Below are 25014 nucleotides of genomic sequence, written 5' to 3' on the forward strand. Positions count from 1 at the left end.
ATAAAAAGGCTAACTTGGCATTGCAGAGTTAGCCTTTTTTGCGCAACCACTTCATCTATCTCTATCAGCCTTTCGTTGCCCGTTTATTCGTAAAATGACAAACATCTTAACCAGCTAATTCCAAGCAATATCATGCCGCAGACTGAAGTTAAGTAAAATGAAGGCAAAAAAAATCCCCGTGATCCACGGGGATAAACTGAAAATGGTTAGGTTGGGTGATGACTATCCTGCAAAGGAATTCAGTTTCAAATATAGGCAACAATCCTATAGAAGAAGTGTACGGAAAATCATCATCCTTGGCTAAGGCTATCCGGTTCTTAATTGTAACAAAGCTTTTGCCCAAGATTAACCGCCGTTAATCTTGGGTCACTAAACCCTATTTACGCTCGCCATATAAAGCCGCGTATGGCACGTCCCAATAAGGCGGAGTACCAATTTGCTCTTTAATGAATTCAATAAAAGCGCTGACCTTAGGGGCTAAATGCTTACGTCTTGGATAAACCGCCTGCAAAGGTAAATGATGAGTCAATTGCCAATCTCTTAGCATAGGCACTAAGGTACCCTTCTCAATTTCGCCTTCAAGTAAGTAACTGGCTAAATACACTATACCTAAGCCGCTAACGGCCGCAGATTTAAGTGCCGGAGCGTTATCAACCCGGAAGTTACCCGTCACCCCAATTTCGCAGTAATCATCACCTTTACGGAATTGCCAAGTGCTGTGTTCATGCCACTCACCTTGATAAACCAAGCAGTTATGCTCAACCAGTTGTTCAGGGCGCTCCAGCATGCCGTGGCGGGCGATATAACCGGGAGACGCCACCAGCATAAATTGTGACTTCATTAATGGCCGCGCCACCATGCCTAAGGGCAATTGCTCTGACATAGTTAACAGTAAGTCCAAGCCTTCACTGACTACATCAACCTTATGATCTAAAAGAGTAATTTGTAATTCTAATTCAGGATGGCGGCTCATAAATTCAGGCAAGGCCGGAATAATATGCATAGCACCAAATGATTGCGAGATGCCGACTTTTAGCAATCCGCGGGTAGCATCATTAAGATTATGAACACTGGCAATAGCCTGATCGGCATCACGCAATAACTCTTCACCTTGTTCATACAGTAAATGACCAGCTTCAGTTAAGCTTAAGCTGCGCGTTGTACGTTGAATAAGTTGCACACCTAGCTTATGTTCCAGATCAGCAACTTGGGTACTTACTTTAGATTTAGAAATACCTAGACGGCGGGCTGCAGCACTAAAACTTCCGGCTCGAGCTACGTGGGTAAAGATAGCTATGGGTTCTAACAGTTCTAGCATGAAAGTCGCCTTAAACGGGAAACAAAATATCGTTAAGTTAAAACTATCTGCAATTCACCTTAAAAAATGCCATCTTGGTAAGATGCAAACAGCCGCTAAATTTGGTCGTATCGTACTGAATTTAGAGTTCAGTTTTTTTGTTTTCGATATTATAACAAATATTAATCTGGCACACAGGCAAAAAAATCCCAGCTAATGCTGGGAAATGCCTGACAAACGATTTAATGGTAACAATTGCCGTTTATTTCAGCGGAACGGGCACTTGAGCTAATTCAGGTACTTGTTGCCAAAGCTGTTGCTGCAATTGTTTAAGCTCTGGCAATTGGGCGCACATAGCATTGGCTTGCTGCTTTAATTGCTGCGCATTGGTTTTCACCCGAGTTTCAATTTGCTGCGCTTCTTTTTGCATCTTAGCGCCAAAAGCTAGCATTTTTTGATCGAAACTATCGCCTTCCATCATCATTATCTGCCCGCCCATAGATAACATCACAGTTCCCATGGCATTTTGTATTAGCTGCTGCACTTCATTGGTGAGCGCTTGCTCTAAGGTTTCATTGCCTTGAGCGCGATCGCCACCTAAGTGATAGCTATCGCCATTTTTTACGGCGATGGTTTTTACCTTGTCAGCTAATGATTGCGACAGCTTATCTATTTGTGGCTGACTTTGCGGGCCTAACAAGGGAGTTAATGATTCATTTAAGGCACCTGACACTAGCACTACGGCATCATTGGCAAGAGTCACGACTTGCGGCACTTGCTTACGCATGGCCTGCGCATAACTGTTTAAGCTTGCTTGCTGCTGGGCAGTTAAACGTATCTGTTCGTTATTAATAAACAGCCGCTGATTATCAATGCGATAGCTCTCTTTACCTTGCTGGGTAAATGTCAGCTTAGTAGGCGTCATATCGATATCATAATTCATATCAATATTGCAGGGACTCGTCGCTTGAGCCTGAGTAGAAATAGATAGCAGCAATACACTCGCCGCCAATCCTTTGGACAAATGGGACAACACAGACGGTAGAGTCATCATGATTCCTTGATAAAAAGACAGGGCATAGAAATTGAGCCAAAACATTAAGCACAAGCACCACAATAGCATGGCTAAGTGGCGCTAAAAAATAGAGCGCCCTAATTCTTGGCTTAGCGCTTCCAGTAGTGCGGTGCCCACCAGCGAATTACCATTGTCATCAAGTGCCGGTGACCACACGCATACGGATAAATCCCCAGGGATCACCGCAATTATGCCGCCGCCAACGCCGCTTTTACCCGGCATACCTACGCGATAGGCAAATTCACCCGCGCCATCATATAAACCTGAGGTCGCTAATAAAGCATTTAACTGACGGGTTTGCACTGAAGAGACTAACTTGCGCCCCGATAAGGTTACGCCGCGATTAGCTAAATAAAACATTGAACGGGATAAATCGGCGCAGCTCATACGCAAAGCGCAATAATGAAAATAACTGCGCAGCACAGTATCAACATCTTGATGAAAATTACCAAAGGACTTCATCAAAAATGCAATGGCAGCATTGCGGGCACTGTGCTCATATTCAGAGCGTGCAACTTCTTTGTCATAAGCAATTTGTAGGTTACCGCTTAAATCACGCACCAGTTCCAGCATGCGCTGTTTCGGTGCACTTAAGCGCCCTTGCAATAAATCGGCAATGACCAAAGCGCCAGCATTGATAAAGGGATTTCGCGGTATGCCGCGCTCAAGCTCGACTTGCACTAAAGAGTTAAACGAGTGGCCTGAGGGTTCTTTACCGACGCGCGACCAAATTTCATCGTCATCGTACAAGCCCATAGCTAAGGTTAAGCTGAATACTTTGGAAATGCTTTGAGCGGAGAAAGGTTCTAAATAGTCGCCGGCACCAATAGTGGTGCCGTCCGCCATAGTTACCGCGATCCCGATTTTATTGGGATCAACCTGAGCTAACGCCGGAATATAGTTGGCGACTTTACCTTGATTAAGCAAAGGTCTTACTTGCTCAATCAAGGCTTCTAACTGTGCCTTATCAGGCATTAGCCCCACCAAATATCGTAAAGTTCAGTCACTTCAACATTGGTAACAGCTTGGTTTTTCCAAAACTCAGTTACGGCTGCGCGATCTTCATCGCTACACTTGCCCACGTTTTGGGTTGCAATTACGCCTTCCCAACCACGGTGGCCGCCGCCATGGAAACCTAAGTTTCTTGGCTCAATCACTTGTTCAATGAACTTGTCTAACGTCGCATCGATAGCATCTTCACTGACATCGTCATTAAAAGTCCAATGAACATCAAAACCCAGTTCTTGGAATTCATCAATTCTGAGTTTTTTACGTAAACGACGACTTCTATTTGTGGCCATGGTCACTCTCCTAAGGATGAATAAAATAAAACCGAAAAATCTGCAGCATTCATGTATGCCCCTTAGCCAGCTAAGAGGCAAGCATAGTTAACTGAGATTAATTAAACTGTGCGCTCAAACATCAAATCCCACACGCCATGACCTAAGCGATGGCCGCGAGCCTCAAACTTAGTTAATGGACGGTGATCTGGACGCTCAACATAATCATTGCTGTTTGACTGGTTAGCATAACCTTCAGCCGCTGACATCACTTCCAGCATATGCTCGGCGTAGTTTTCCCAATCGGTAGCCATATGGAACACACCGCCAATTTTTAATTTACGACGTAATAACTGCACAAATTCAGGCTGCACGATACGGCGCTTGTGGTGACGGGCTTTGTGCCAAGGATCTGGGAAGAACAATTGCACACGGCTCAAAGAGCCATCAGCAATAGAGTTCTCTAACACTTCTACCGCATCATGGTGGAAAACACGTAAGTTAGTCACGCCTTCTTTAGCGGCGTCCCCTAAACATGCGCCAACGCCCGGCTTATGAACTTCAATACCGATATAGTTTAATTCTGGTGCCGCTTTAGCCATTTGCACTAAAGACGCGCCCATACCAAAACCAATTTCTAACACAACATCGGCTTCGCGGCCAAATGCAGCAGCTAGATCTAAAGAAGTTGGGGTGTAATCTAAGCCCATAGTCGGCCACTGAGTTTCCAGTGCCTGCTCTTGACCCTTAGTTAAACGGCCTTCTCTTAATACAAAGCTTCTGATTTTACGCAGATACTTACCGTTATCGCTAAACTCTGCTGTGGTTACTTCGCTCATTATTGCCCCGAATGCGTGCCTAGTTGTGAAAATCAAAAGAAAGGCATTATCCAAAGTTAGCTTGCCAGCGCAAGCACTATCATGTGTTGGCAGCAAAGATTAACGCTTTAGCCACAAGGAATGACCTTTTAGTAACCTGTCGCCACCAGATAATACCTAGTTTGCTGATATGGCTTTTAAGGCAATAAGACCCGAGTTTAACTTGTTCGCCCGTTACGCTGTGGTTACACTGCCGCCAATACAGACCCTATTATAGCTTTCTATGACCATTAGCTTTAGCGAACGTATCGTGAACTGGTATCAGCTCCACGGTCGCAAACACTTGCCTTGGCAGCAACAAAAAACGCCTTATCGGGTATGGATTTCAGAGATCATGTTGCAGCAAACCCAAGTAGCCACTGTGATCCCATACTATCAAGCATTTATGCAAAGCTACCCAGATATCATCGATTTAGCTAACGCCCCAGAAGATGAAGTTCTGCATCACTGGACCGGCCTTGGCTATTACGCCCGCGCCCGCAATTTACATAAAACAGCCAAAATTGTGCGCGATGACTATGCGGGTATTTTTCCGACCGATATCAATCAAGTGATAGCCCTGCCAGGTATTGGCCGCTCCACAGCAGGCGCCATTTTATCCTTAGCGTTAGGTCAGCCCCACCCGATTTTGGATGGAAACGTTAAACGTGTGCTCGCGCGCCATCAAGCCATTGACGGTTGGCCTGGGCAAAGCAAAGTCGAGCAAGCCTTGTGGCAACTGACAGAAGAGCTTACCCCTAGCCAAGATGTCAGCGCTTACAATCAAGCCATGATGGATATGGGCGCCAATATTTGTAGCCGCAGTAAACCTTTATGCGCCCAATGCCCCATAGCCATTGACTGCCAAGCTCAGCTCAGTGGTCGCCAAACCGATTATCCAGGAAAAAAACCTAAAAAAGTGCAACCGGTTAAAACCACTTGGATGCTGATCATGACCCAAGGCATGGAAGCTCACTTAGTTAAGCGCCCACCCACAGGCATTTGGGGCGGGCTCTGGTGTTTTCCGGAATTTAGCTCAGAGGCACAACTACAAGAGTATTTAGTGGATAACGACTTAGCCGATGCCAAGCAGCAACCGCTGGATAATTTCAGGCATACCTTTAGCCACTATCACTTAGATATTAATGCCCTGTGGGTAGATATTTCGCCAAAGGCCACGATTGCGCGCCAAGTAATGGAAGTCAATCAGTGTCTTTGGTATAACATACAACAACCGGATAAAGTGGGAATGGCCGCCGCAACTGAGCGCTTACTTGCCGCTTTATCTGCCCATTTAGTCAAGGAGTAACCTATGGCCCGCACTGTACAGTGTGCTTATTTGAATAAATCCGCTGATGGCTTGGATTTTCAACTCTATCCAGGTGAGCTGGGTAAACGTATTTTTGACAGCATTAGCAAAGAAGCTTGGGCTTTATGGCAGCAAAAACAAACCATGTTGATCAATGAAAAGAAACTAAACATGATGAATCTGGATGATAGAAAATTTTTAGAACAACAAATGACTAATTTTCTATTTGAAGGTAAAGACGTTGAAATTGAAGGCTATGTACCGCCAAGCGAGTAACTAGCTTTGATTTACAATAAGGCGCCAAGGCGCCTTATTGGTTTACTGCCTAAAGACATCTATCAATAGTTACCCCTTGAAAAGCCACCTACTTTGCTAGATATCGCAATAAAGCAATTAGCGCGGGCGATAAGGTTTGATGCGCGGGATAACATAAACCTATGCGGCGAAACATCCGCGGGCCATCAAACTTCACTTGCACTAAACGCTGCTCATCTTCAATTAAACCATCCGGTAAAAAGCTAATTCCAAAACCTGCCAACACTAGCGACATCACTAATGATTTAGATTCAGCCTTAGCCACTAAATTGAGCGACATATTATTGCAGGCCAACAGACCTATGGTTTGCTGATGGGCTTCACACGGTGGGCATTCGATAAAATCCCAACCGTTAAGCTCAGCAGGGGTCACGCTAGCTTTAGCTAATTGATGGCCTTTCGGCACGCACAACACATAGTCTTCTTCCCACAAGGGCAGGCACACTTCATCTTGATGTTTAAGTACATCTAAGGTTAAGCGGCAATCGGCGGGGCTTAAGTAGTCCACCAGCTGTAAATCCAATAACGGAATCGCATCTTTTAAGCGCGTTAAAAAGGCAGCCAGCCGACTTTGACTGAGATCTGGCATCACAGCTAAGGTCAGCTTCTGCCGGGCCGCTTTGGCTTGAAATAACTGAGGCAATTGCTTAGCTTCTTCCACCAACTTAACCGCTAATGGATACAGATAATGGGCGCTATCAAGGGCTTGCACGCCTTTTTTACTGCGCGAAAATAAATCACCGCCAAGCTGTTGCTCTAACTGTTTTAAGCTGGACGAAATGGAGGGCTGACTGACGCAGCAACGATTAGCCGCCGCAGTAATATTAAGCTCTTCATACACGGCAATAAAAAAACGCAATAATCGTAAATCCACCATACTTATCATCCAGCCCTTAGGTCATAACTAAAACCTATTATAACCCTAAGAAAATTGTATTTTAGTGAACTTGAGTCCATCTCTATACTCAAGTCATCAGCCATAGCCCACTGGGCATAGTCATTAAGGTATTCAATATGAACAAGCAATTAGTCGTGATCACCGGCGCATCTTCTGGAATTGGCGCCGCCATGGCGCAAGCGTTTAGCGCTGCCGGTCATCCGTTATTGTTATTAGCTCGCCGCATTGAGCCGATGCAAGCCCTTAAACTGCCCCATAGCCTCTGCGTTAGCGTCGATGTTACTGATGTCGAAGCGATTAAAACCGCTATTCAAAGCGCTGAGCATAAGTACGGCAAAGTAGGCTGCTTAATTAACAATGCTGGCGTTATGTTGCTGGGCTTAGCGCACGAGCAAAATCCAAGTGAATGGCAACAAATGATGAATATCAATGTCATGGGCGTACTTAATGGCATGCATGCTGTGCTTGCGGATATGAAGGCGGCGCAAACTGGCACCATTATCAATATCAGTTCAATTGCTGGGCGTAAAACCTTCCCTAACCATGCCGCCTACTGTGCCAGCAAGTTTGCAGTGCATGCATTAACTGAAAATATCCGCGAAGAAGTGGCCATGGATAATGTGCGAGTAATCACCATTTCCCCTGGCGCGGTAGAAACTGAGTTATTAAGCCATACCACTAATGATGACATTAAAGCTGGCTATGAGAGCTGGAAAACCGATATGGGCGGCGTCATCCTGCCAGAAACCATAGCGGCCGCGGCATTATTTGCGTGGCAACAACCGCAAAATGTATGTGTGCGTGAAATAGTGCTAGCTGCTACTAAGCAGCAACCGTAATTTGAGTATTGCGGTAACTTATCCTCCCCCCCCTCTAACGCCAACTTATGTTGGCGTTAGTTTTTTCAAGTGACTCCCCTCGCCATATGGGTATTCACAGCCAAATTAATGTTTTTTGACGTTATTAATGAATAGGCTTTAACTAACTAAATTATCAATAGGCTGCTAATTTTATCTTTTATCTCTAAACATTTATGGGGATGTTATGGCTGCAAATAATAAGCAATTTGCCATCATAGGCTTAGGGCGTTTTGGTATGGCCTTATGCTCAGAATTAGTTGAACAAGGCGCGCAAGTATTAGCCATAGATATCAAGGAAGAATTAGTCGAAAAAGTGGCCGACATGGTCAATCAAGCTGTGATTGCCGATTGCACCACAGAAGATGCCATTCGTGAGCTGCGCCTGACCGATTACGACTTAGTGGTTGTGGCGATTGGCGATCAGGTCAATAACTCCATCTTAGCCACCTTGTTATTAAAAGAGCTTGGCGTAGCCAAAGTCTGGGTTAAAGCCAATGATAAATTCCACGCTCGCATTATCGAGAAAATTGGCGCCGATAAAATTATCTTACCTGAGCGCGAAATTGGTATTCGGGTTGCGCGCAGTATGCTTGACGATAGAGTATTTGATTTTCTTGATATTGGTGATGATATGGCGCTCACTGAGTGGGTGATAGGTGCCAGCAATGAAGGCGAGCAGTTAGGCGATTTAGAATTATTTCATCAAGAAACCATAAAAATACTGGCAGTAAAACAAGGCGCTACCATTAATTCATGCCCAAACCCTGAAACCATATTACAACAAGGGGACATAGTCATTTTAGTGGGCAACAAATACGAATTGACCGCCAAGTTGAGAAGCATATGAAGTTCGGCGAATTTAATGCGCAAACCTTTAGTCCCCGCTGGTCTGAGCCCTATATTATCGTATCGAGTTTTTTGGCGGTGTTATTTCCAGCAGCCTTATTACTCATGTTGCCGCCTTTTTCTGTCAGCGGCTTAAGCTTTGTTGATGCCTTGTTTACGGCGACCTCAGCCATAAGCGTGACTGGCCTTGGGGTGGTGGATACTGGCACCCATTTCACCTTAGCCGGCAAAATTCTGCTGATGATCTTGATGCAAATTGGCGGCCTTGGACAAATGACCTTATCTTGCGTGCTGTTTTACTTATTTGGATTACGCCTAAGCCTGAGGCAACAATCCTTAGCCAAGGAAGCCTTAGGCCAAGACAAGCACATTAATATTCGCCAACTGGTCATCAACATTGTGATTTTCTCCATGGTGGCGCAAATCATAGGCACTTTGTTATTGTGCCTGCGCTGGGTGCCGCAATTTGGTTGGTTTGATGGTCTATTTACCGCCATGTTTCATGCGGTATCGGCCTTTAATAACGCGGGGTTCTCACTCTTTAGTAATAATTTAATAGGGTATCACAGCGATAGTTTAGTGAGCTTATCCCTTGCTGCCTTGTTCATTTCTGGGGGACTAGGGTTTACTGTCGTCGCTGACATACACGAGACTTGGCGACGCAAAGATAAACGCCGCTTCCCAAGCTTTAATAAGCTCAAACTGCACAGCAAAATAATGCTAGTGGGCACGGCAAGCCTGCTGATATTAGGCACTATTTTTATCTTTTTGCTGGAGCGCAATAACCCTAGCACTTTAGGCAATATGCCACTTAGTGACCAACTACTAAGCTCGTTTTTTCAATCCGCCACCAGCAGAACCGCCGGCTTTAATACCATTAACATTGCCGCCATGACTGAGGCAGGCTTATTAATCATGATGATATTAATGCTGATTGGTGCAGGCCCAACCTCGACTGGCGGCGGCTTAAAAGTCACGACTTTTGCGGTAGTCTTACTAGCAACCAAGGCTTTCTTACAGCAACAAAACTTTGCGAGCGCTTTTAAACGCACCTTGCCTTGGCCGTTAGTGACTAAAGCCTTAGCTATCATGGTGATAAGCGCATTGATATTGACCATGGCTATGTTTTTATTGATGCTCACCGAAAATGCGCCCTTTTACCAAATCATGTTTGAAACCATTTCGGCCTTTGCAACCGTAGGTTTAACCTCAGGCTTAACCGCTGAACTGACTACGCCGGGTAAATTTATCATGGTAGTTGTGATGATCATTGGCAGGATAGGCCCTTTAACCTTGGCTTATATGCTGTCTAAACCTAAACCTTCTTGCTTAAAGTACCCCGAAGACTCTATGTTGACCGGCTAACTTGCTAACCAGTTAACAAGATACCTAAATATAGCGCCTAAGCTCGCAGCCCCTTGGCGCTTTAATTTTCACTTGCCCTAATCACGCAAAAAGCAGCTCTCGACAAGATGAACGCGCGCAAAGATTAACCGCAATTAATCCAAATTTCATCACTTAACGGCCGATTCCAGTATAATTGCCGCAATAACAGGTTAAGGAGAGGCTATGGCTGAGTATATTGCGATATTTGTGTTCTTTTTTGCTGTGATAGACCCTATCGGCACAGTACCGGTATTTATTGCAAAAACTTCTTATTATTCAGATGAAAAGAGAAAAAGAATTGCATTCAAAGCCTGCGGTATAGCCGCGCTAATCTTGCTATTTTTTGTAATAGCCGGTGAATTTATTCTTAAATCGATAAATATCCCACTTTCAGCCTTTCAAATTGCCGGCGGTATAGTGCTGTTTATTTTTGCCCTATCGATGATTTTTGGTGAAAGTAAACCGAGCGAAGAACTGCACATGAGTAGCCCGCTCGAAATTGCGATTTTCCCTTTAGCCGTGCCATCAATTGCAAGCCCAGGTGCCATGTTAGCGGCGGTATTAATGACAGAAAATGCCAGTCATTCGTGGCTAGAGCAAGTCATCACCTCAGTCATCATGCTGTCGGTCTTATTGATAGTGTTAGGGCTATTATTGATTGCGGGCAAAATCCAACGCTTTATTGGCACGGGCGGCGCCAGCGTCATTAGTCGTGTAATGGGAATGATTTTGGCATCGGTCGCGGTATCTAGCGTACTTGGCGGCATTACTCGTTATTTTAATCTTGCGCCGCCCCACTAACTTTGGCGAAGCTTAAGTAAACCTATCCAAGCACTTTTTAGCGCAAGAGCTGAAAATTAATTTCACATATGACGCTGATAGTAATTAATTCTTACTATCAGCTCAGCCTATACACCCTGCCAATCAAGCCATATTTAATCGCTCTACCAACCAAGATACTTAGATTGCATGTAACTATTTTTGGCGCTTTATTACCCCCATAATTAACGCTATATCTTCAGGTCAACCACCTGCCATATGCTTTAAAGCGGGTTGTAACCGTCACTCAAGCTTTTGCATTTTCGTCAAAAATCACTGCAATTCCCTTGCCAATTTCATAAAAAAAAGCGCCTAAATAATTAATTTTTATACAAACAGCAAAGTTGGACGCATGCCTCATTTTTGTAATTGAGTTACCAATATAGTGATTTGCAAGAGAGTTTTTATTTATTAATTTAACCTCCAGTGAGGCTAGCTATGACTCAAGCGCACGACATTATCGCCCTGAAAAAATTTGTTCGGGCCACCAACTTTCTCGCCACGTCCCAAATTTATTTGAAGCAAAACGTGCTTCATAAACGTCCCTTAACTCATGAAGATATTAAGCCTAGATTACTTGGTCATTGGGGCACTTGCCCTGGCATTAACTTTGTTTACGCTAATATCAACCGCCTAATTGTTAAGCATCAACGCCCGTTTATTTATCTTGTCGGCCCAGGTCATGGCTTCCCTGCAGTTCAAGCGAACCTATTCATGGAAGGTTCATTAAGTCATTTTTATCCAGAGACTATTCCTTACAACGAAACCGGTATTGAAGATATTTGCCGTAAGTTCTCAGCCGCTTATGGCTATCCATCCCATGCTAATCCAGAAGCACCAGGGCAAATCCTTGAAGGCGGTGAATTGGGTTATTCATTATCTGTTGGCTGGGGCGCTGTGCTGGATAACCCAGATTTGATTGCAACAGTACTGATTGGTGATGGTGAGTCTGAAACTGGCCCGCTTGCTGCTTCTTGGTATGCTAACCGCTTGGTTGACCCGGCCACCAATGGCGCTGTGTTACCGATTGTGCATATCAATGGCTATAAAATCTCAGGCCCAACCCGTATGGGGCGCATGAGCCATGAAGAATTACACCACGAATTCACTGGCCTTGGTTACTACCCAATTATTGTCGATGATACCTTAACGTTAGATGTCTATGAGCAGATGACCTCCGCCATGGATATCAGCTATCAAATGATTTGTGAAATCCAGCATAAAGCCCGTAATGGTGAAGATGTTTGTAAGCCAAGATGGCCGGTGATCTTAATGCGCACCGCCAAAGGCTGGACTGGCGTGCATGAAGATAACGGCACTAAGCTAGTTGGCAACTGCGAATCTCATCAAGTGATAGTCAACAAGTGCGCCACCAATAAGCAGCACTTAGATGCGCTCAATACTTGGCTTGCGAGTTATAAATTCCACGACCTTTACCAAATGAATGACAGCGGCGAGCTGATTTTCGATGAAGACATTCGTGGATTACTACCACCTAAGCATTTAAGTTGCGGTCGTCAGCACTTAGCTTATGGCGGTGAAGTGGTACGCAGCCTCACTAAGCCTGATCTTAACCAGCTTGGTTATGGCGCCGAAACCCCAAGAGGCCACAGAGGTTTCTCTATGCTGAAAATGGGTGAATGGATGCGCGACTGCTTTAAGCTCAATCGCGATCAAAAGAATTTAAGAATCTTTAGCCCAGATGAAACTTACTCTAACCAATTGCAAGCCGTGTTTGAAGAAACCGACCGCGCTTGGCAATGGCCGATTGAATCTTGGGATCAAGACATGGCACGCGATGGGCGCGTGATGGAATTACTGTCTGAAAACTTACTGTTTGGCATGTTACACGGCTATACAGTCACAGGTCGTCACGGCATGTTCCCTACTTATGAGTCATTCTCGCAAGTGATTTCATCCATGGCAGATCAATACTGTAAATATGTGTATGCCAGCCAAGGCGTGCATTTCCGCAAGCCATTACCCGCATGCAACGTAGTATTGTCATCCTTGCTTGAACGCCAAGATCACAATGGTTACTCGCACCAGAACCCATCATTCCTTGGCGCCATGCTAGAAAAGCATCCCCATATTATTTCGGCCTATCTGCCTGCCGACGGTAATAGCACCTTGGTATATACCGAAAAAGCTTATGATGATCGCGACAAGCTCAACATCTTAGTGGCAGGCAAAAAAGAATTGCCACAATGGTTAAGCCTGGCAGAAGCCAGACGCCAAGCGCGCAATGGCATCATGGTATGGGACTTTGCCTCTGATGATAATCCCGATGTAGTACTGGCAGGTTGCGGCGATTATGTCACCCAAGAATGTATGGCATCGCTGGTATTAATTCGTGAATTACTGCCACGAGTACGCATCCGCTTTGTGTCAGTGTCTGAGCTCAACAGTTCAGGACTGGGTAGCCAAGAATTCCAGCAGCAACCTTGGTTGATGGATGACATCTTTACTAAAGATAAAGGCGTGGTGTTTAACTATCACGGTTACCCTAACACCATCAAAAAACTGGTGTTTGATTACAAGGGCAGCCACAGATTCCGCATTAAAGGCTATGAAGAAGAAGGCTCAACCACCACTCCATTTGATATGGGCGTGCGTAACGGTACTTCCCGCTACCACTTAGTGATTGATATGGCTTACAAGTTATTCCAGCAAGGAGTCATAGATGAGACTCAGCATGTGGCTATCACCACAGATATGCTGCAACGCTTGGTAGACCATAAGAATTACATTAAGGCCAATGGTGTTGATCCTGAATATTTAGAAAACTGGATTTGGACGCGCTAAAAACTGAATGTTGACGCGCTGACAGTTAACTCAAATCAGTAACCATTAACACCATAAAACGCCTTCATCATGAAGGCGTTTTTTATGGCAAAAATTGAGTTATTAGTGAAAATCCCGCAAAAGTTAAGCTTTAGCCGCTGCCAATAAACTTCCTAGCACCTTGGTGGTTTTGGCTTTGACCGAGCGCCAATGGGTGACCGGAATTACGGGGGCATTAGTGATTATGTCATCAAAATCTGCGGCGCTAACTTGCACTTGACCGCCATGAGCAAGCAGTAAAAACTTAGGAGCTAACTGCTTAATTTTCATTAGCGAATGGCGATATCTATTAGGATAAAACAATGGATAAGGCGCAATACATTGCCCCTTCACTTTCACCAGTAAGTCAGCCACATACACCCAATTTTCACTCAAGCTATAAAGCGCTAAGTCTCTGTCGGTATGGCCTTGGCACAGCAACACTTGCCAATCGTCAAACCCTGGCAATAGGTTGCCATCATCAAGCTTAACATCGAGTGTTAATCTGCGGCTGTACCATAAGTTGCGTTTAGGCTTGCCCATGCGCTTTGCCACCCACTTAGCAAGCCAGATATCAGTTAAGTGCATCATAATGCCATCAAAACCTGAGTACCAATCACCAGCAATATTAGCGCCCGCAAGCTTAGCACCGGTTTTTCGTCGCAATAATGCCGCCCCGCCCGCATGATCTGGGTGCATATGGGTAACAAGTATTAAGCGCAAATCGCTTAACGGCCTATTTAACTCAGTTTCAATAAATTGGCATACGGTGGCGACATCGGCGCGGCTACAACCATCAAGCAGCAGTATCTTGTCGCTATAAGCCACCAGATAAATAGTCTGAATATAACCTTGGATAAAATGCAGGGTAAACATAGTCATACTCACAAGGGATAGAGCATGACTATGTCGAATGACAGTCGATGACTCAACAATTAGTTAACAGTGGCTACGCCGTGAAACGCTAAGCTCGGCTCACATTTTTAGATCACGGCTTAACTCTATGGCTGATGCATTTCATAAATTCTATACTCGGGGATAAAATAATCCGCCATGCATCGGCATCATCATCGGTATAGCGACTATCAACTTGCGGCAGCGTTTCCACAAAGGCATCGAGCCATAATGGGAATTGACTGTCTTTAATCCCCATGGTTTGATGACGAATGGCTAATTTCGTTAAATCGTCATCACTCACCCGCACCGATGAAAAATACACCATATAGGCCAATGAGTGCTTAAATACGTGCCTTTGAGTGTTCATATCTAAGGCTTCGATGCGGGACTTAATATCTGGGCATTTACTGGTGAGTTTGTAATAAAAAATTTCTATAAATTCATCATAGTAGCGTTTAGTTATCCGCTCGTAACTGGCATTAAAAATCGCATTGTAATCTTTCATCCGTGAACCTTTTCATTACGCTAATACCACTTCCTGGCGGCTTGGCGAGCAAGTTAACCAAGCCCTGTATTCATCTTAGACTAAAAAACTGGCCTAAAGCTAAAATACTCAACTAACTTGTTGGCAGTGAAATAGCGCACGGACGTATAGAAAACATCGGGTTATCATAGTTAAAAAACTAAGAGAGTTCCCTATGTTTCATAAGTCAAACGTATTACCACAACCCCATAAAATCATTCTCGATACCGACCCCGGTATTGACGATGCTATGGCTATTTTATTTGCAGAGGCGCATCCCAACCTTGATCTCAAGGCGCTCACTATCGTTTATGGCAACGCTACCCTTGACGATGGCATTCAAAATGCGCTCTTTATTAAAAACAAATTTAACTGTCAATTTGAGGTAGTTGCAGGGGCGAGTGTGCCACTTAAGCGCCCTGCAGTGGGCGCTACGGTTGCAGTCCATGGCCCCCATGGTTTAGGGGATGTAGTTGCGCCGCCGCAAACTGTGGCGATTGATGAGCGCCCAGCGTATCAGTACATAATAGATACCATTCACGCCCATCCTGGTGAAATCACTTTGGTGGCTGTAGGGCCATTAACTAACTTAGCGCTAGCCTTGCAAATGGATGCCAGTATTTGCTCGTTAGTAAAACAAGTGGTGATCATGGGCGGCGCCTTTGGTGAACATGGCCACAGAGGCAATGTGACCCCCTACGCTGAAGCCAATATTCATGATGACCCCCATGCTGCAGATATAGTGTTAAGTGCGCCTTGGCCGGTAGTTGTGATTGGTCTTGATGTCACCCAGCAAAGCTTTTTTAGCAGCGACTATTTAGATGCATTACGTGATGATGCACTCCTCACACAGAGCGCTGACGCCTGTCAGTTTATCCATGATGTTAGCCGTTACTACTTACGCTTTTATGCCGATAAACTTGGGCTCGCGGGCTGTCATGTGCATGACCCATCGGCCATAGCTTATGTGCTACAACCTGAGCTCTTTAGCTTGCGCCAAGGCCCAATTTGCGTGGTCACCGAAGGGCCAGCTATCGGCATGACACTGCAAAAGTTTGATGGCAAACGCTATCCTATGGATGACTGGGAAAGTGCGGCAAATCAACAAGTGGGCGTAGAAGTTGATGCCAGCGCCTTACTTGAGCTCTATCGCACTACGCTGCTGGCTTACATGCCAAAATGCTAAGAGCTTATCGCTAAGCACTTAGCACTTAGCACTAGACATTTAGTCAGTACGCCACAAAAAAAGGCCAGCATAACTCGTATGCTGGCCTTTTTATTAGTTAGACATAGATGGGCAATTAAGCGCTTGGAATTTGTGAAGCTAATAACCACAAAGCTAACACAATAAAAACTAAGCCCATGGCTTTATTTTGGTATTGCCTAAATTTAGGTTTCGCCAACAATTTCTGTCCATGATCGCCAATCAAGGCCACCAGCAATAAGTTAAAACTTAAGCCAGCCACATTGAGCACTAAGCCTAGCGCCAGTAATTGCTGGGCAGAAGACGCGCTAATATCCATAGACACAAATTGCGGCAAAAACAGCACAAAGAACATTAATGCCTTCGGGTTCAGCAAATTGCTAAACACGGCGCGGCGATACAAACGCTTAGCCATGCCTTGGCTACCACTAAGTTCGGTGGTGGCATCATCTGGCGCTGCGCGCCAACAATCCCAGCCCATCTTAAGTAAATAGGCGCCGCCAAGAAGCTTTAATAACTCCAAGGCCATAGGCTGCATAGCGATTATGCTTGATACACCCACGGCGGCGAGTAAAGTCAGCACTAAGCCTGCGGTAGCATTACCAAGACTTGCGTAAACGCCTACGCGCTTACCATAAGTGATGCTGGCAGACGTTATCAGCAGCATGTCAGGGCCTGGGATCAGTAAAAGGGCAAGAACCGCAGTTAAATATAAGGGAAGTAAAGCTAAATCAATCATCACTCACACAAGGTGAAAAAAATTCAAGTGGCGATTGTAGAGATTTTTACCATCAAATAAAGAGATTCTTGCCAGAAATTACGCTTTTATCTCAGTGACAGGATCAATTGGCGCTGGTGTTTCTTCTTTTTTAACTTCGATAACTTCTGGCGCTGGCACAGGTTTTGGCGCGAGTTTTAACACCGGCTTTTGCAAAATTAATGAGTTAGGATAAGTCACGACATCGCCATTGTCACGGCGGATAAGTACATGAAATAAGGCAATTTCTTTGATGGTGCCGCTAATATCTTCATCCTTATCCACAACTTTAATGCGCTCGCCAATGCGATAAGGAAAAACGAAGAAAATCAGTACGCCCGAGGCGATATTACTTAAAATCGACCACTGGGCAATAAACGCTACCCCTAAGATGGCAAACATAGAAGAGACAAACACGGTAATGTCTTGATAGCCAAAGCCCAAAGTCACAGCCAGTAAAGACACTGTCGTAAACATCAATAAGCCAATAAAAAAGCGGGTCACCAGCGCCGCACGCGCAGGACTAACTTGCTTTTGCTTAGCTAAGCCTTTAATCCAAATGCGCACCCGCGACTGTAAAAAGTAAAATGCGCTGAGATAAAGTAGCACCAGTAATATCTTTAACATTATCAATTGATATCCATAGAAATTAATCGCACAAATATAAAGGCATTAGCCAGTTATTCCAAGTGACATCTATCTATGTTGCATTGCAACTAACCTGCCGCCCATAAAAAAAGGGCCGCAGTGCGACCCTTTTAGTGCAGCTTAAGCTTAATGCTTATTTGATGCGCTGATGTAACTCTTGCACTGAAGTGACTTTAGAGCGGTCATCGGCGGCGTAAGCCATACAAGTGGCAAAGGCAGCATTCATAGTGGTGGTGTATTGCACCTTATAGCGCAGGGCGCCACCACGTAATTGACGAGAATCGGCAATGGCTTGGCGACCTTCAGTGGTATTGACTATGTAGGTGTATTCACCATTCTTGATGCGGTCAAGAATGTGTGGACGACCTTCATGCACCTTGTTCACTAAGCGTGGATTAATGCCCGCTTCCCCAAGCACAACTGCGGTGCCGTGAGTTGCATCGATTTGATAACCAAGCTCAATTAACTTAGAGGCTAAGTCTACTACTCGCTTCTTATCGCTATTGCGCACCGATAATAAGGCGCGGCCAGTTTTAGGAATATCTTTCACCGAACCTAACTGCGCTTTGGCATATGCTTCTGCGAAAGTATCACCTACGCCCATCACTTCACCGGTTGAGCGCATTTCAGGGCCTAACAGTGGGTCAACGCCTGGGAACTTGTTAAAGGGCAGAACCACTTCTTTGACTGAGAAATACGGTGGAATAACTTCTTTAGTGAAGTTCTGCTCTTTTAATGATTTTCCAGCCATCACCCGTGCAGCAATCTTAGCTAATGGAACACCCGTGGCTTTAGAGACAAATGGCACAGTACGGGCAGCGCGCGGGTTAACTTCAATCATATAGATTTCGTTATTTTTAACCGCAAACTGCACGTTCATTAAACCCACTACCCCAAGCTCAAAGGCAAGGTTTCTCACCTGAGCGCGCATTTGGTTTTGAATGTCTTGGCTTAAGGTATATGGCGGCAGCGAACAACCTGAGTCACCTGAGTGCACACCGGCTTGCTCAATGTGTTCCATGATGGCGCCAACCACAACATCTGTGCCATCACATACCGCATCGATATCAACTTCAATGGCATCATCTAAGAAGCGGTCTAACAAGACTGGCGATGAGTTAGAAACCTTTACGGCTTCATTAAAGTAGCGGCGTAAGTCTTGCTCGTCATACACGATTTCCATCGCGCGGCCACCCAGCACGTACGATGGACGCACGACTAGCGGGTAACCAATACGCTCAGCACTGATCACCGCGCCTTCTACTGTAGTCACAGTATCATTTTCAGGCTGCTTCATGCCTAAGCGCTGAATGGCCTTTTGAAAACGCTCTCTATCTTCAGCTCTATCAATAGCATCTGGGCTAGTACCAATCACAGGTACGCCAGCGGCCTCTAACGCGCGCGCTAGTTTTAACGGTGTTTGACCGCCGTATTGCACGATAACGCCTTTAGGCTGTTCAACGCGCACGATTTCCAGTACGTCTTCTAAAGTGACTGGCTCAAAGTAGAGGCGATCTGAAGTGTCGTAATCGGTTGATACGGTTTCTGGGTTACAGTTCACCATAATGGTTTCATAACCGTCTTCGCGCAGGGCTAAGGCCGCGTGCACGCAGCAATAATCAAACTCAATACCTTGGCCAATACGGTTTGGACCGCCGCCTAACACCATGATCTTGTCACGGTTTGATGGCGCCGCTTCACACTCTTCTTCATAAGTAGAGTACATGTAAGCGGTATCGGTTGAAAACTCTGCCGCGCAGGTATCAACGCGCTTGTACACAGGGTAAATATCAAAGCGATGACGGGTTTTACGCATTTCGCCTTCGCTAATGCCTAACAGTTCAGATAAACGCGCATCCGAGAAACCTTTGCGCTTAAACTGACGTAAATTAGTGGCATTTAAGCCCGCCATGCCAAGGTGTTTAACCTCATTTTCAAGCTGAATAATTTGCTCTAACTGAGCTAAGAACCAAGGGTCGATATTGGTTTGAGCAAACACTTCTTGCATGCTCATGCCAGCGCGGAACGCATCGCCTATGTACCAAATGCGATCGCATCCTGGCTCTTTTAATTCATGGCGGATGCGGCTCATGGCGTCGCTATCATTTAAATCTGTGATAGGGTCTAAACCGTTACGGCCCACTTCTAAGCCGCGCAGCGCTTTTTGCAAAGACTCTTGGAAAGTACGGCCAATGGCCATGACTTCGCCCACTGACTTCATCTGTGTGGTTAATCTGTCATTAGCGCCAGCGAACTTTTCAAAGTTAAAGCGCGGCACTTTAGTCACAACATAATCAATCGCTGGCTCAAATGATGCTGGCGTCTTACCACCCGTAATATCGTTAGTCAGCTCATCTAAGGTAAAGCCTACCGCCAGCTTTGCCGCGATTTTAGCAATCGGGAAACCTGTGGCTTTGGACGCTAATGCTGATGAACGCGACACCCTAGGGTTCATTTCAATCAGCACCATACGGCCATCTTTTGGGTTAATACCAAACTGGACGTTTGAACCACCGGTTTCTACACCAATTTCACGCAATACTGCCATCGAGGCATTACGCATTAATTGATATTCTTTATCGGTTAAGGTTTGCGCTGGCGCTACGGTAATTGAGTCACCAGTGTGTACGCCCATAGGGTCGAAGTTTTCGATGGCACAAACTATGATGCAGTTATCTTTGCTATCACGCACCACTTCCATCTCATACTCTTTCCAACCAATCAGAGATTCATCGATAAGCAGTTCTTTGGTTGGCGATAAATCTAAACCGTTCGAACAGATATCCTCAAACTCTTCCTTGTTGTAAGCGATACCGCCGCCGGTGCCACCCATAGTGAATGATGGGCGAATGATACAAGGGAAGCCCACCATATCGAGAACCTTATAGGCTTCTTCCATATTGTGCGCTATGCCGGCGCGCGGGCATTCTAAACCGATAGACTTCATGGCCAAGTCAAAACGGCGTCTGTCTTCGGCTTTATCGATAGCATCGGCAGTAGCGCCAATCATTTCGACATTGAACTCTTCCAGCACACCGCGGCGCTCAAGCTCAAGGGCGCAGTTCAGTGCGGTTTGGCCACCCATTGTCGGCAAAACCGCATCAGGGCGCTCTTTGGCTATGATGTTACGCACCACTTCCCAATGGATAGGCTCGATATAAGTGGCATCAGCCATGTCAGGGTCGGTCATGATAGTGGCTGGGTTAGAGTTCACTAAGATAACTCGATAACCTTCTTCACGCAGCGCCTTACAGGCCTGCGCACCTGAGTAATCGAACTCACAGGCTTGACCGATAACAATTGGGCCTGCGCCCAAGATGAGAATACTTTTTATATCTGTACGTTTTGGCATGGCTAAATTCGGCTCCCTAATGAATTACTTGGCGTGATGACGAAATTCTTCAATCAACTCAATAAAGTGATCGAACAAAGGCGCACAATCATGCGGACCCGGACTCGCTTCAGGGTGTCCCTGGAAGCTAAAGGCTGGCTTATCAGTTAAGTGAATGCCTTGCAGCGAACCATCAAACAAGGATTTATGGGTCACCTTAATGTTGGCTGGCAAGGTGGCTTCATCCGCCGCAAAACCATGGTTTTGACTGGTGATCATCACAGTGCCTTTAACTAAATCCGCGACCGGATGGTTAGCGCCATGGTGGCCAAACTTCATTTTTTCGGTAGTCGCGCCGCTCGCTAGCGCCAACAACTGATGACCTAAACAGATACCAAACACAGGAATGTTTGTGGTTAAAATCTGCTTAATTGCACTAATGGCGTAATCGCACGGGGCTGGGTCGCCTGGACCGTTAGATAAGAACACGCCGTCTGGCTTCATCGCTAATACAACGTCAGCGGGCGTTTGCGCTGGCACGACTGTGACATCACATCCGCGGTCAACCAACATACGTAAGATATTTTGCTTAACACCGTAATCGTAAGCGACCACTTTGTAGCGCAGTTCACTTTCTGGGGTGTCTGATGGTAAGCCCGAGGCTAAGCGCCAGCTGCCTTTACGCCATGAGTAAGTGTCTTTAGTCGTCACTTCTTTAGCTAAATCTAGACCTTTTAGCCCAGGGAAGGCTTTGGCCGCCGCCAAGGCTTTAGCAATATCGTCTTCGCCCACTAAGAGGCAACCGGCTTGCGCGCCTTTTTCACGTAAAATACGGGTTAATTTGCGCGTATCTATATCAGCAATCCCAACCACATTGTTGGTTTTAAGATAGTCTGAAAGGGATTGTTGATTACGGAAGTTACTAGCGAGGAGGGGAAGATCTCTGATGATTAGACCACATGCATGAACAGCATTGGATTCGCAATCTTCATCATTAGTACCGGTATTGCCGATATGGGGATAAGTCAGGGTAACTATTTGGCGCGAATAAGAGGGGTCAGTGAGAATTTCTTGATAACCCGTCATTGAAGTATTAAAAACGACTTCACCAACTGCTATCCCATCCGCACCAATGGCTATGCCAGAAAATACGGTTCCATCTTCGAGTACAAGTAAGGCAGACTTTGTCAACATGACCTCCGAGAGACAATCCACTGAAATTATTGATTTTATGTGTTTGGATCTACCAATTTCCGCGTAAATACGAAATTTTGACAAATTCCGAGGATTATACGGCATCGCACCGCCACCGTCTAGGCCTTCAGCGCAGCGTTTATAAAAAAACCGCCAATTTGGCGGTTTAGTATCAAATCTAGCGGCTAAGCCCTAAAACTTGCTGCATATCATATTGGCCTGGGCCTTGATTGTTGAGCCAAATTGCGGCCCGCATTGCCCCATTGGCAAAGGTCATGCGGCTTGATGCCTTATGAGTTATTTCTAAACGCTCGCCAATATCGGCAAACATAGCGGTATGTTCACCCACCAGATCGCCGGCGCGAATCGTGGCAAAACCTATAGTATTGTGATCACGCTCACCAGTAATGCCTTCGCGGCCATAGACGGCGCAGCTTTCTAGATCGCGCCCTAAAGTATCAGCTATCACCTCCCCCATTTTTAAGGCGGTGCCGCTTGGGGCATCTTTCTTAAATCTGTGGTGGCCTTCGATAATTTCGATATCGCAGTAATCGCCCATGACTTCTGAGGCGAGTTCCAGCAACTTAAACATCAAATTAACGCCAACTGACATGTTAGGCGCCAGCACTACTGGGGTTTGTTCAGCAAAAGCTGATATTTCTTCCTTTTGCGCACTATTAAAGCCTGTAGTACCAATAACTATGGCTTTGCCATGTTTCACGCACCAATCAAGATGGCCAAGTGTCGCCTCAGGAGAAGTAAAATCAATTAACACATCAAAACTGTCCACCACAGCATCTAAACTGGCCGCAATGGTGACATCCAGTTTACCAACGCCCGCCAATTCACCAGCATCAACGCCAATGAGGGATGAGCCTGGGCGCTCAATGGCAGCACCTAAAGTAATCTGTGGATGATTAGCCGCCGCTTCAATTAAGGTGCGGCCCATACGACCGGCAGCCCCGACTATGGCGATATTGATAGATTCATTCATGTTATTTCTCCTAAAAAAACGCCGGCAGCGCCGGCGTATTCACTGCGGATTAAATAATATCCAACAGTTCCACTTCAAATACTAAAGCAGAGTAAGGCGGGATAGCCGCGCCAGCGCCACGCTCGCCATAAGCCAGGTTTTGTGGCACGAACAGCTTCCACTTAGAACCAGCAGGCATTAATTGCAGGGCTTCAGTCCAACCAGCGATTACGCCAGATACTGGGAATTCAGCAGGTTGACCACGAGTCACTGAGCTATCAAACACGTCACCATTGGTGAAAGTACCATGGTAGTGAGTGCGAACTGTGCTGTCTAAGCTTGGCTTTTCGCCAGTGCCTTCAGTGATGATTTCGTATTGCAGACCAGAATCAGTCACAAATACGCCTTCACGCTTAGCGTTTTCAGCTAAGAAAGCTTCGCCTGCAGCAGATGCAGCTTCAGCAGCTTGCTCTTGAGCCAGCTGTAAACGACGGCTAATTTCGGTAAAGGCAACTTGCAAGTCTTCCATAGCAACTTGGCTATCTTTATCTTCAAATGCGTCAGCAAGACCGGCTTGAACTGCAGCGATATCGATACCTTCGAATGGATTGGCGGCTAACTGCTCGCCCATTTGACGACCTACGCCGTAACTAGCTTGTTGTTCTACAGTGGTAAATTGTTGAGACATAACCAAACTCTCTGTCTGTGAGTGAAAAAATCGGCCGATGATAACACATGCCTAGCAAGAATTCTTGCCAGTAATATTCAGATCATTTATCTCATCGGCATTGAAGTGGATTTTTAGCTAATGCTTGCTGATATTCGCCCTGCCATCTTGGCTGCAGCGCTTGTAAATCAGTAATGCGGCTATCTGCTGATGGATGCGTTGATAGCAACTCAAGGGGCTGCGAAGCGCTCATTTTATCCATCTTTTGCCATAAGGTTACGGCCGCTTGCGGGTTAAAGCCGGCTTGTGCCATGAGTACCATGCCAAGGGTATCGGCTTCTGTTTCTTGGGCGCGGCTAAAGGGCAAAGTTAAACCAAGCTCTGTGCCCATATCTAACGCCGCCATGACTAAGTCACGGTTTTCAACCTCAGCCACATCTAACACTAAATTGGCGACATTAAGCCCGAGCCCCTTCATTTCGCCGCGAGAGACTTGCTCATTGCCGTGGCGCGATAACACGTGGGCAATTTCATGGGCGAGCACAGCCGCTAGCTCATCTTGGGTGTTCGCAAGCTTGAGCATGCCATCATAAATACCGATATAACCGCCTGGTAGTGCAAACGCATTAGCTTCATGCGACTTAAATACTTGTACCTGCCACTGCCTATTGGTATCAAGCGGCGTGACTAAGCGCGTGACTATGCAATTAACATAAGCATTCACGCTGGCATTACGGTTTTGCGGTAACTGGGCGCGCATTTGCTCAAATCTTTGCTGGCCTTGCGCCGCCATATCTTGCTCAGAAAATAGCAGCACTTGTTTACGGCCAGTGGGCGACTGGGTATATGCATCGCACCCTGTGAGCGCCAACAAGGTCAATAAACTTATCATTAAAGGGCGATATGCCCGAAAGACTGCCATTTATTCCTCCATCAACCATGCTAAACAATGCGAAAAGCCAAGGCAGCTTAACAAGACGCCTTGATAAGGTACCTTAATGAGTGCGCGACGATAAACCTAGCGTGTACTAGCCTGTACTAGCGTGCCAGTAAGG

General features: G+C 45.8%; 23 protein-coding genes. 8 read left to right on the forward strand and 15 right to left on the reverse strand.

All coding sequences use genetic code 11. The features are described from left to right. Positions 1-376: 376 nt before the first annotated feature. The 5 genes from FJQ87_RS15270 to trmB all read right to left on the reverse strand — a co-directional run bounded on the left by FJQ87_RS15270 (position 377) and on the right by trmB (position 4491). Positions 377-1318: a LysR family transcriptional regulator gene (locus FJQ87_RS15270; RefSeq protein ID WP_140933345.1), complete on the reverse strand. Its 942-nt coding sequence runs from the start codon at positions 1316-1318 to the stop codon at positions 377-379. 241 nt (positions 1319-1559) lie between these two features. Next, entirely contained in the window at positions 1560-2351 is a 792-nt protein-coding gene (locus FJQ87_RS15275) for a DUF2884 family protein (protein WP_168195207.1), read from the reverse strand. Positions 2352-2432: 81 nt separating this feature from the next. Next, positions 2433-3347, reverse strand: a complete 915-nt coding sequence (gene glsB / locus FJQ87_RS15280; RefSeq protein WP_140933347.1) for a glutaminase B — start codon at positions 3345-3347, stop codon at positions 2433-2435. After that, complete coding sequence (locus FJQ87_RS15285) at positions 3347-3673, reverse strand: 50S ribosome-binding protein YggL (RefSeq protein ID WP_140933348.1); 327 nt, start codon at positions 3671-3673, stop codon at positions 3347-3349. The genes glsB and FJQ87_RS15285 overlap by 1 nt, the downstream gene beginning before the upstream one ends. 101 nt (positions 3674-3774) lie before the next feature. Beyond that, positions 3775-4491, reverse strand: coding sequence for a tRNA (guanosine(46)-N7)-methyltransferase TrmB (gene trmB / locus FJQ87_RS15290; protein WP_140933349.1), 717 nt, complete (start codon positions 4489-4491; stop codon positions 3775-3777). 262 nt (positions 4492-4753) lie between these two features. Between trmB and mutY the strand changes: the two genes are divergently transcribed. Together mutY and FJQ87_RS15300 are read left to right on the forward strand one after the other, a co-directional pair. Continuing rightward, positions 4754-5818 (forward strand): A/G-specific adenine glycosylase, encoded by a 1065-nt coding sequence (gene mutY / locus FJQ87_RS15295; RefSeq protein WP_140933350.1) that lies wholly within the window; start codon positions 4754-4756, stop codon positions 5816-5818. Between the two features lie 3 nt (positions 5819-5821). Continuing rightward, positions 5822-6094, forward strand: a complete 273-nt coding sequence (locus tag FJQ87_RS15300; protein ID WP_140933351.1) for an oxidative damage protection protein — start codon at positions 5822-5824, stop codon at positions 6092-6094. Positions 6095-6182: 88 nt separating this feature from the next. Here the strand turns inward: FJQ87_RS15300 and FJQ87_RS15305 are convergent, their stop codons facing one another. Continuing rightward, positions 6183-7010 carry a LysR family transcriptional regulator gene (locus FJQ87_RS15305; RefSeq protein WP_140933352.1) on the reverse strand — a complete coding sequence of 276 codons (828 nt, stop codon included), beginning with the start codon at positions 7008-7010 and terminating at the stop codon, positions 6183-6185. A gap of 137 nt (positions 7011-7147) precedes the next feature. Here FJQ87_RS15305 and FJQ87_RS15310 point away from each other — a divergent pair, with 137 nt between their 5' ends. The 5 genes from FJQ87_RS15310 to FJQ87_RS15330 all read left to right on the forward strand — a co-directional run bounded on the left by FJQ87_RS15310 (position 7148) and on the right by FJQ87_RS15330 (position 13747). Further along, the gene (locus tag FJQ87_RS15310; protein WP_140933353.1) at positions 7148-7870 is read left to right on the forward strand and encodes an SDR family oxidoreductase; all 723 of its coding nucleotides are present in this window, start codon (positions 7148-7150) and stop codon (positions 7868-7870) included. 205 nt (positions 7871-8075) lie between these two features. Then, on the forward strand, positions 8076-8738 hold the full coding sequence (locus FJQ87_RS15315; protein ID WP_140933354.1) for a TrkA family potassium uptake protein: 663 nt from the start codon (positions 8076-8078) through the stop codon (positions 8736-8738). After that, a complete protein-coding gene (locus FJQ87_RS15320) occupies positions 8735-10102 on the forward strand; it encodes a TrkH family potassium uptake protein (protein ID WP_140933355.1) in 1368 nt (455 codons plus the stop codon). The genes FJQ87_RS15315 and FJQ87_RS15320 overlap by 4 nt, the downstream gene beginning before the upstream one ends. A gap of 204 nt (positions 10103-10306) precedes the next feature. Beyond that, positions 10307-10924 carry a MarC family protein gene (locus FJQ87_RS15325; RefSeq protein WP_140933356.1) on the forward strand — a complete coding sequence of 206 codons (618 nt, stop codon included), beginning with the start codon at positions 10307-10309 and terminating at the stop codon, positions 10922-10924. A gap of 456 nt (positions 10925-11380) precedes the next feature. Continuing rightward, a complete protein-coding gene (locus tag FJQ87_RS15330; protein WP_140933357.1) occupies positions 11381-13747 on the forward strand; it encodes a phosphoketolase family protein in 2367 nt (788 codons plus the stop codon). Between the two features lie 123 nt (positions 13748-13870). On the opposite strand, the gene FJQ87_RS15335 is transcribed toward FJQ87_RS15330, so the two are convergent. Both FJQ87_RS15335 and FJQ87_RS15340 read right to left on the reverse strand, forming a co-directional pair. Continuing rightward, positions 13871-14641: an MBL fold metallo-hydrolase gene (locus tag FJQ87_RS15335; RefSeq protein WP_140934153.1), complete on the reverse strand. Its 771-nt coding sequence runs from the start codon at positions 14639-14641 to the stop codon at positions 13871-13873. 112 nt (positions 14642-14753) lie between these two features. After that, positions 14754-15167, reverse strand: a complete 414-nt coding sequence (locus FJQ87_RS15340) for a globin (protein WP_140933358.1) — start codon at positions 15165-15167, stop codon at positions 14754-14756. 193 nt (positions 15168-15360) lie between these two features. Between FJQ87_RS15340 and FJQ87_RS15345 the strand changes: the two genes are divergently transcribed. Further along, positions 15361-16371 carry a nucleoside hydrolase gene (locus FJQ87_RS15345; RefSeq protein ID WP_140933359.1) on the forward strand — a complete coding sequence of 337 codons (1011 nt, stop codon included), beginning with the start codon at positions 15361-15363 and terminating at the stop codon, positions 16369-16371. A gap of 115 nt (positions 16372-16486) precedes the next feature. Here FJQ87_RS15345 and FJQ87_RS15350 read toward each other — a convergent pair whose 3' ends face one another. The 7 genes from FJQ87_RS15350 to FJQ87_RS15380 all read right to left on the reverse strand — a co-directional run bounded on the left by FJQ87_RS15350 (position 16487) and on the right by FJQ87_RS15380 (position 24881). After that, on the reverse strand, positions 16487-17128 hold the full coding sequence (locus FJQ87_RS15350) for a LysE family translocator (RefSeq protein ID WP_168195208.1): 642 nt from the start codon (positions 17126-17128) through the stop codon (positions 16487-16489). A gap of 78 nt (positions 17129-17206) precedes the next feature. Next, the gene (locus tag FJQ87_RS15355; protein WP_140934154.1) at positions 17207-17776 is read right to left on the reverse strand and encodes a mechanosensitive ion channel domain-containing protein; all 570 of its coding nucleotides are present in this window, start codon (positions 17774-17776) and stop codon (positions 17207-17209) included. 151 nt (positions 17777-17927) lie between these two features. Then, positions 17928-21146, reverse strand: coding sequence for a carbamoyl-phosphate synthase large subunit (gene carB / locus FJQ87_RS15360; protein WP_140933361.1), 3219 nt, complete (start codon positions 21144-21146; stop codon positions 17928-17930). A 24-nt stretch (positions 21147-21170) separates the two neighbouring features. Further along, a complete protein-coding gene (carA, locus tag FJQ87_RS15365) occupies positions 21171-22319 on the reverse strand; it encodes a glutamine-hydrolyzing carbamoyl-phosphate synthase small subunit (protein ID WP_140933362.1) in 1149 nt (382 codons plus the stop codon). 178 nt (positions 22320-22497) lie between these two features. Beyond that, positions 22498-23313 (reverse strand): 4-hydroxy-tetrahydrodipicolinate reductase, encoded by an 816-nt coding sequence (dapB, locus tag FJQ87_RS15370; protein ID WP_140933363.1) that lies wholly within the window; start codon positions 23311-23313, stop codon positions 22498-22500. 49 nt (positions 23314-23362) lie between these two features. Further along, positions 23363-23980, reverse strand: a complete 618-nt coding sequence (locus FJQ87_RS15375; protein WP_140933364.1) for an FKBP-type peptidyl-prolyl cis-trans isomerase — start codon at positions 23978-23980, stop codon at positions 23363-23365. A gap of 91 nt (positions 23981-24071) precedes the next feature. Continuing rightward, entirely contained in the window at positions 24072-24881 is an 810-nt protein-coding gene (locus tag FJQ87_RS15380; RefSeq protein WP_240778747.1) for a M48 family metallopeptidase, read from the reverse strand. Positions 24882-25014: the final 133 nt, after the last annotated feature.

This window comes from Shewanella sp. SNU WT4 (assembly GCF_006494715.1).
In the GTDB taxonomy this organism is placed as follows: Bacteria; Pseudomonadota; Gammaproteobacteria; order Enterobacterales; family Shewanellaceae; genus Shewanella.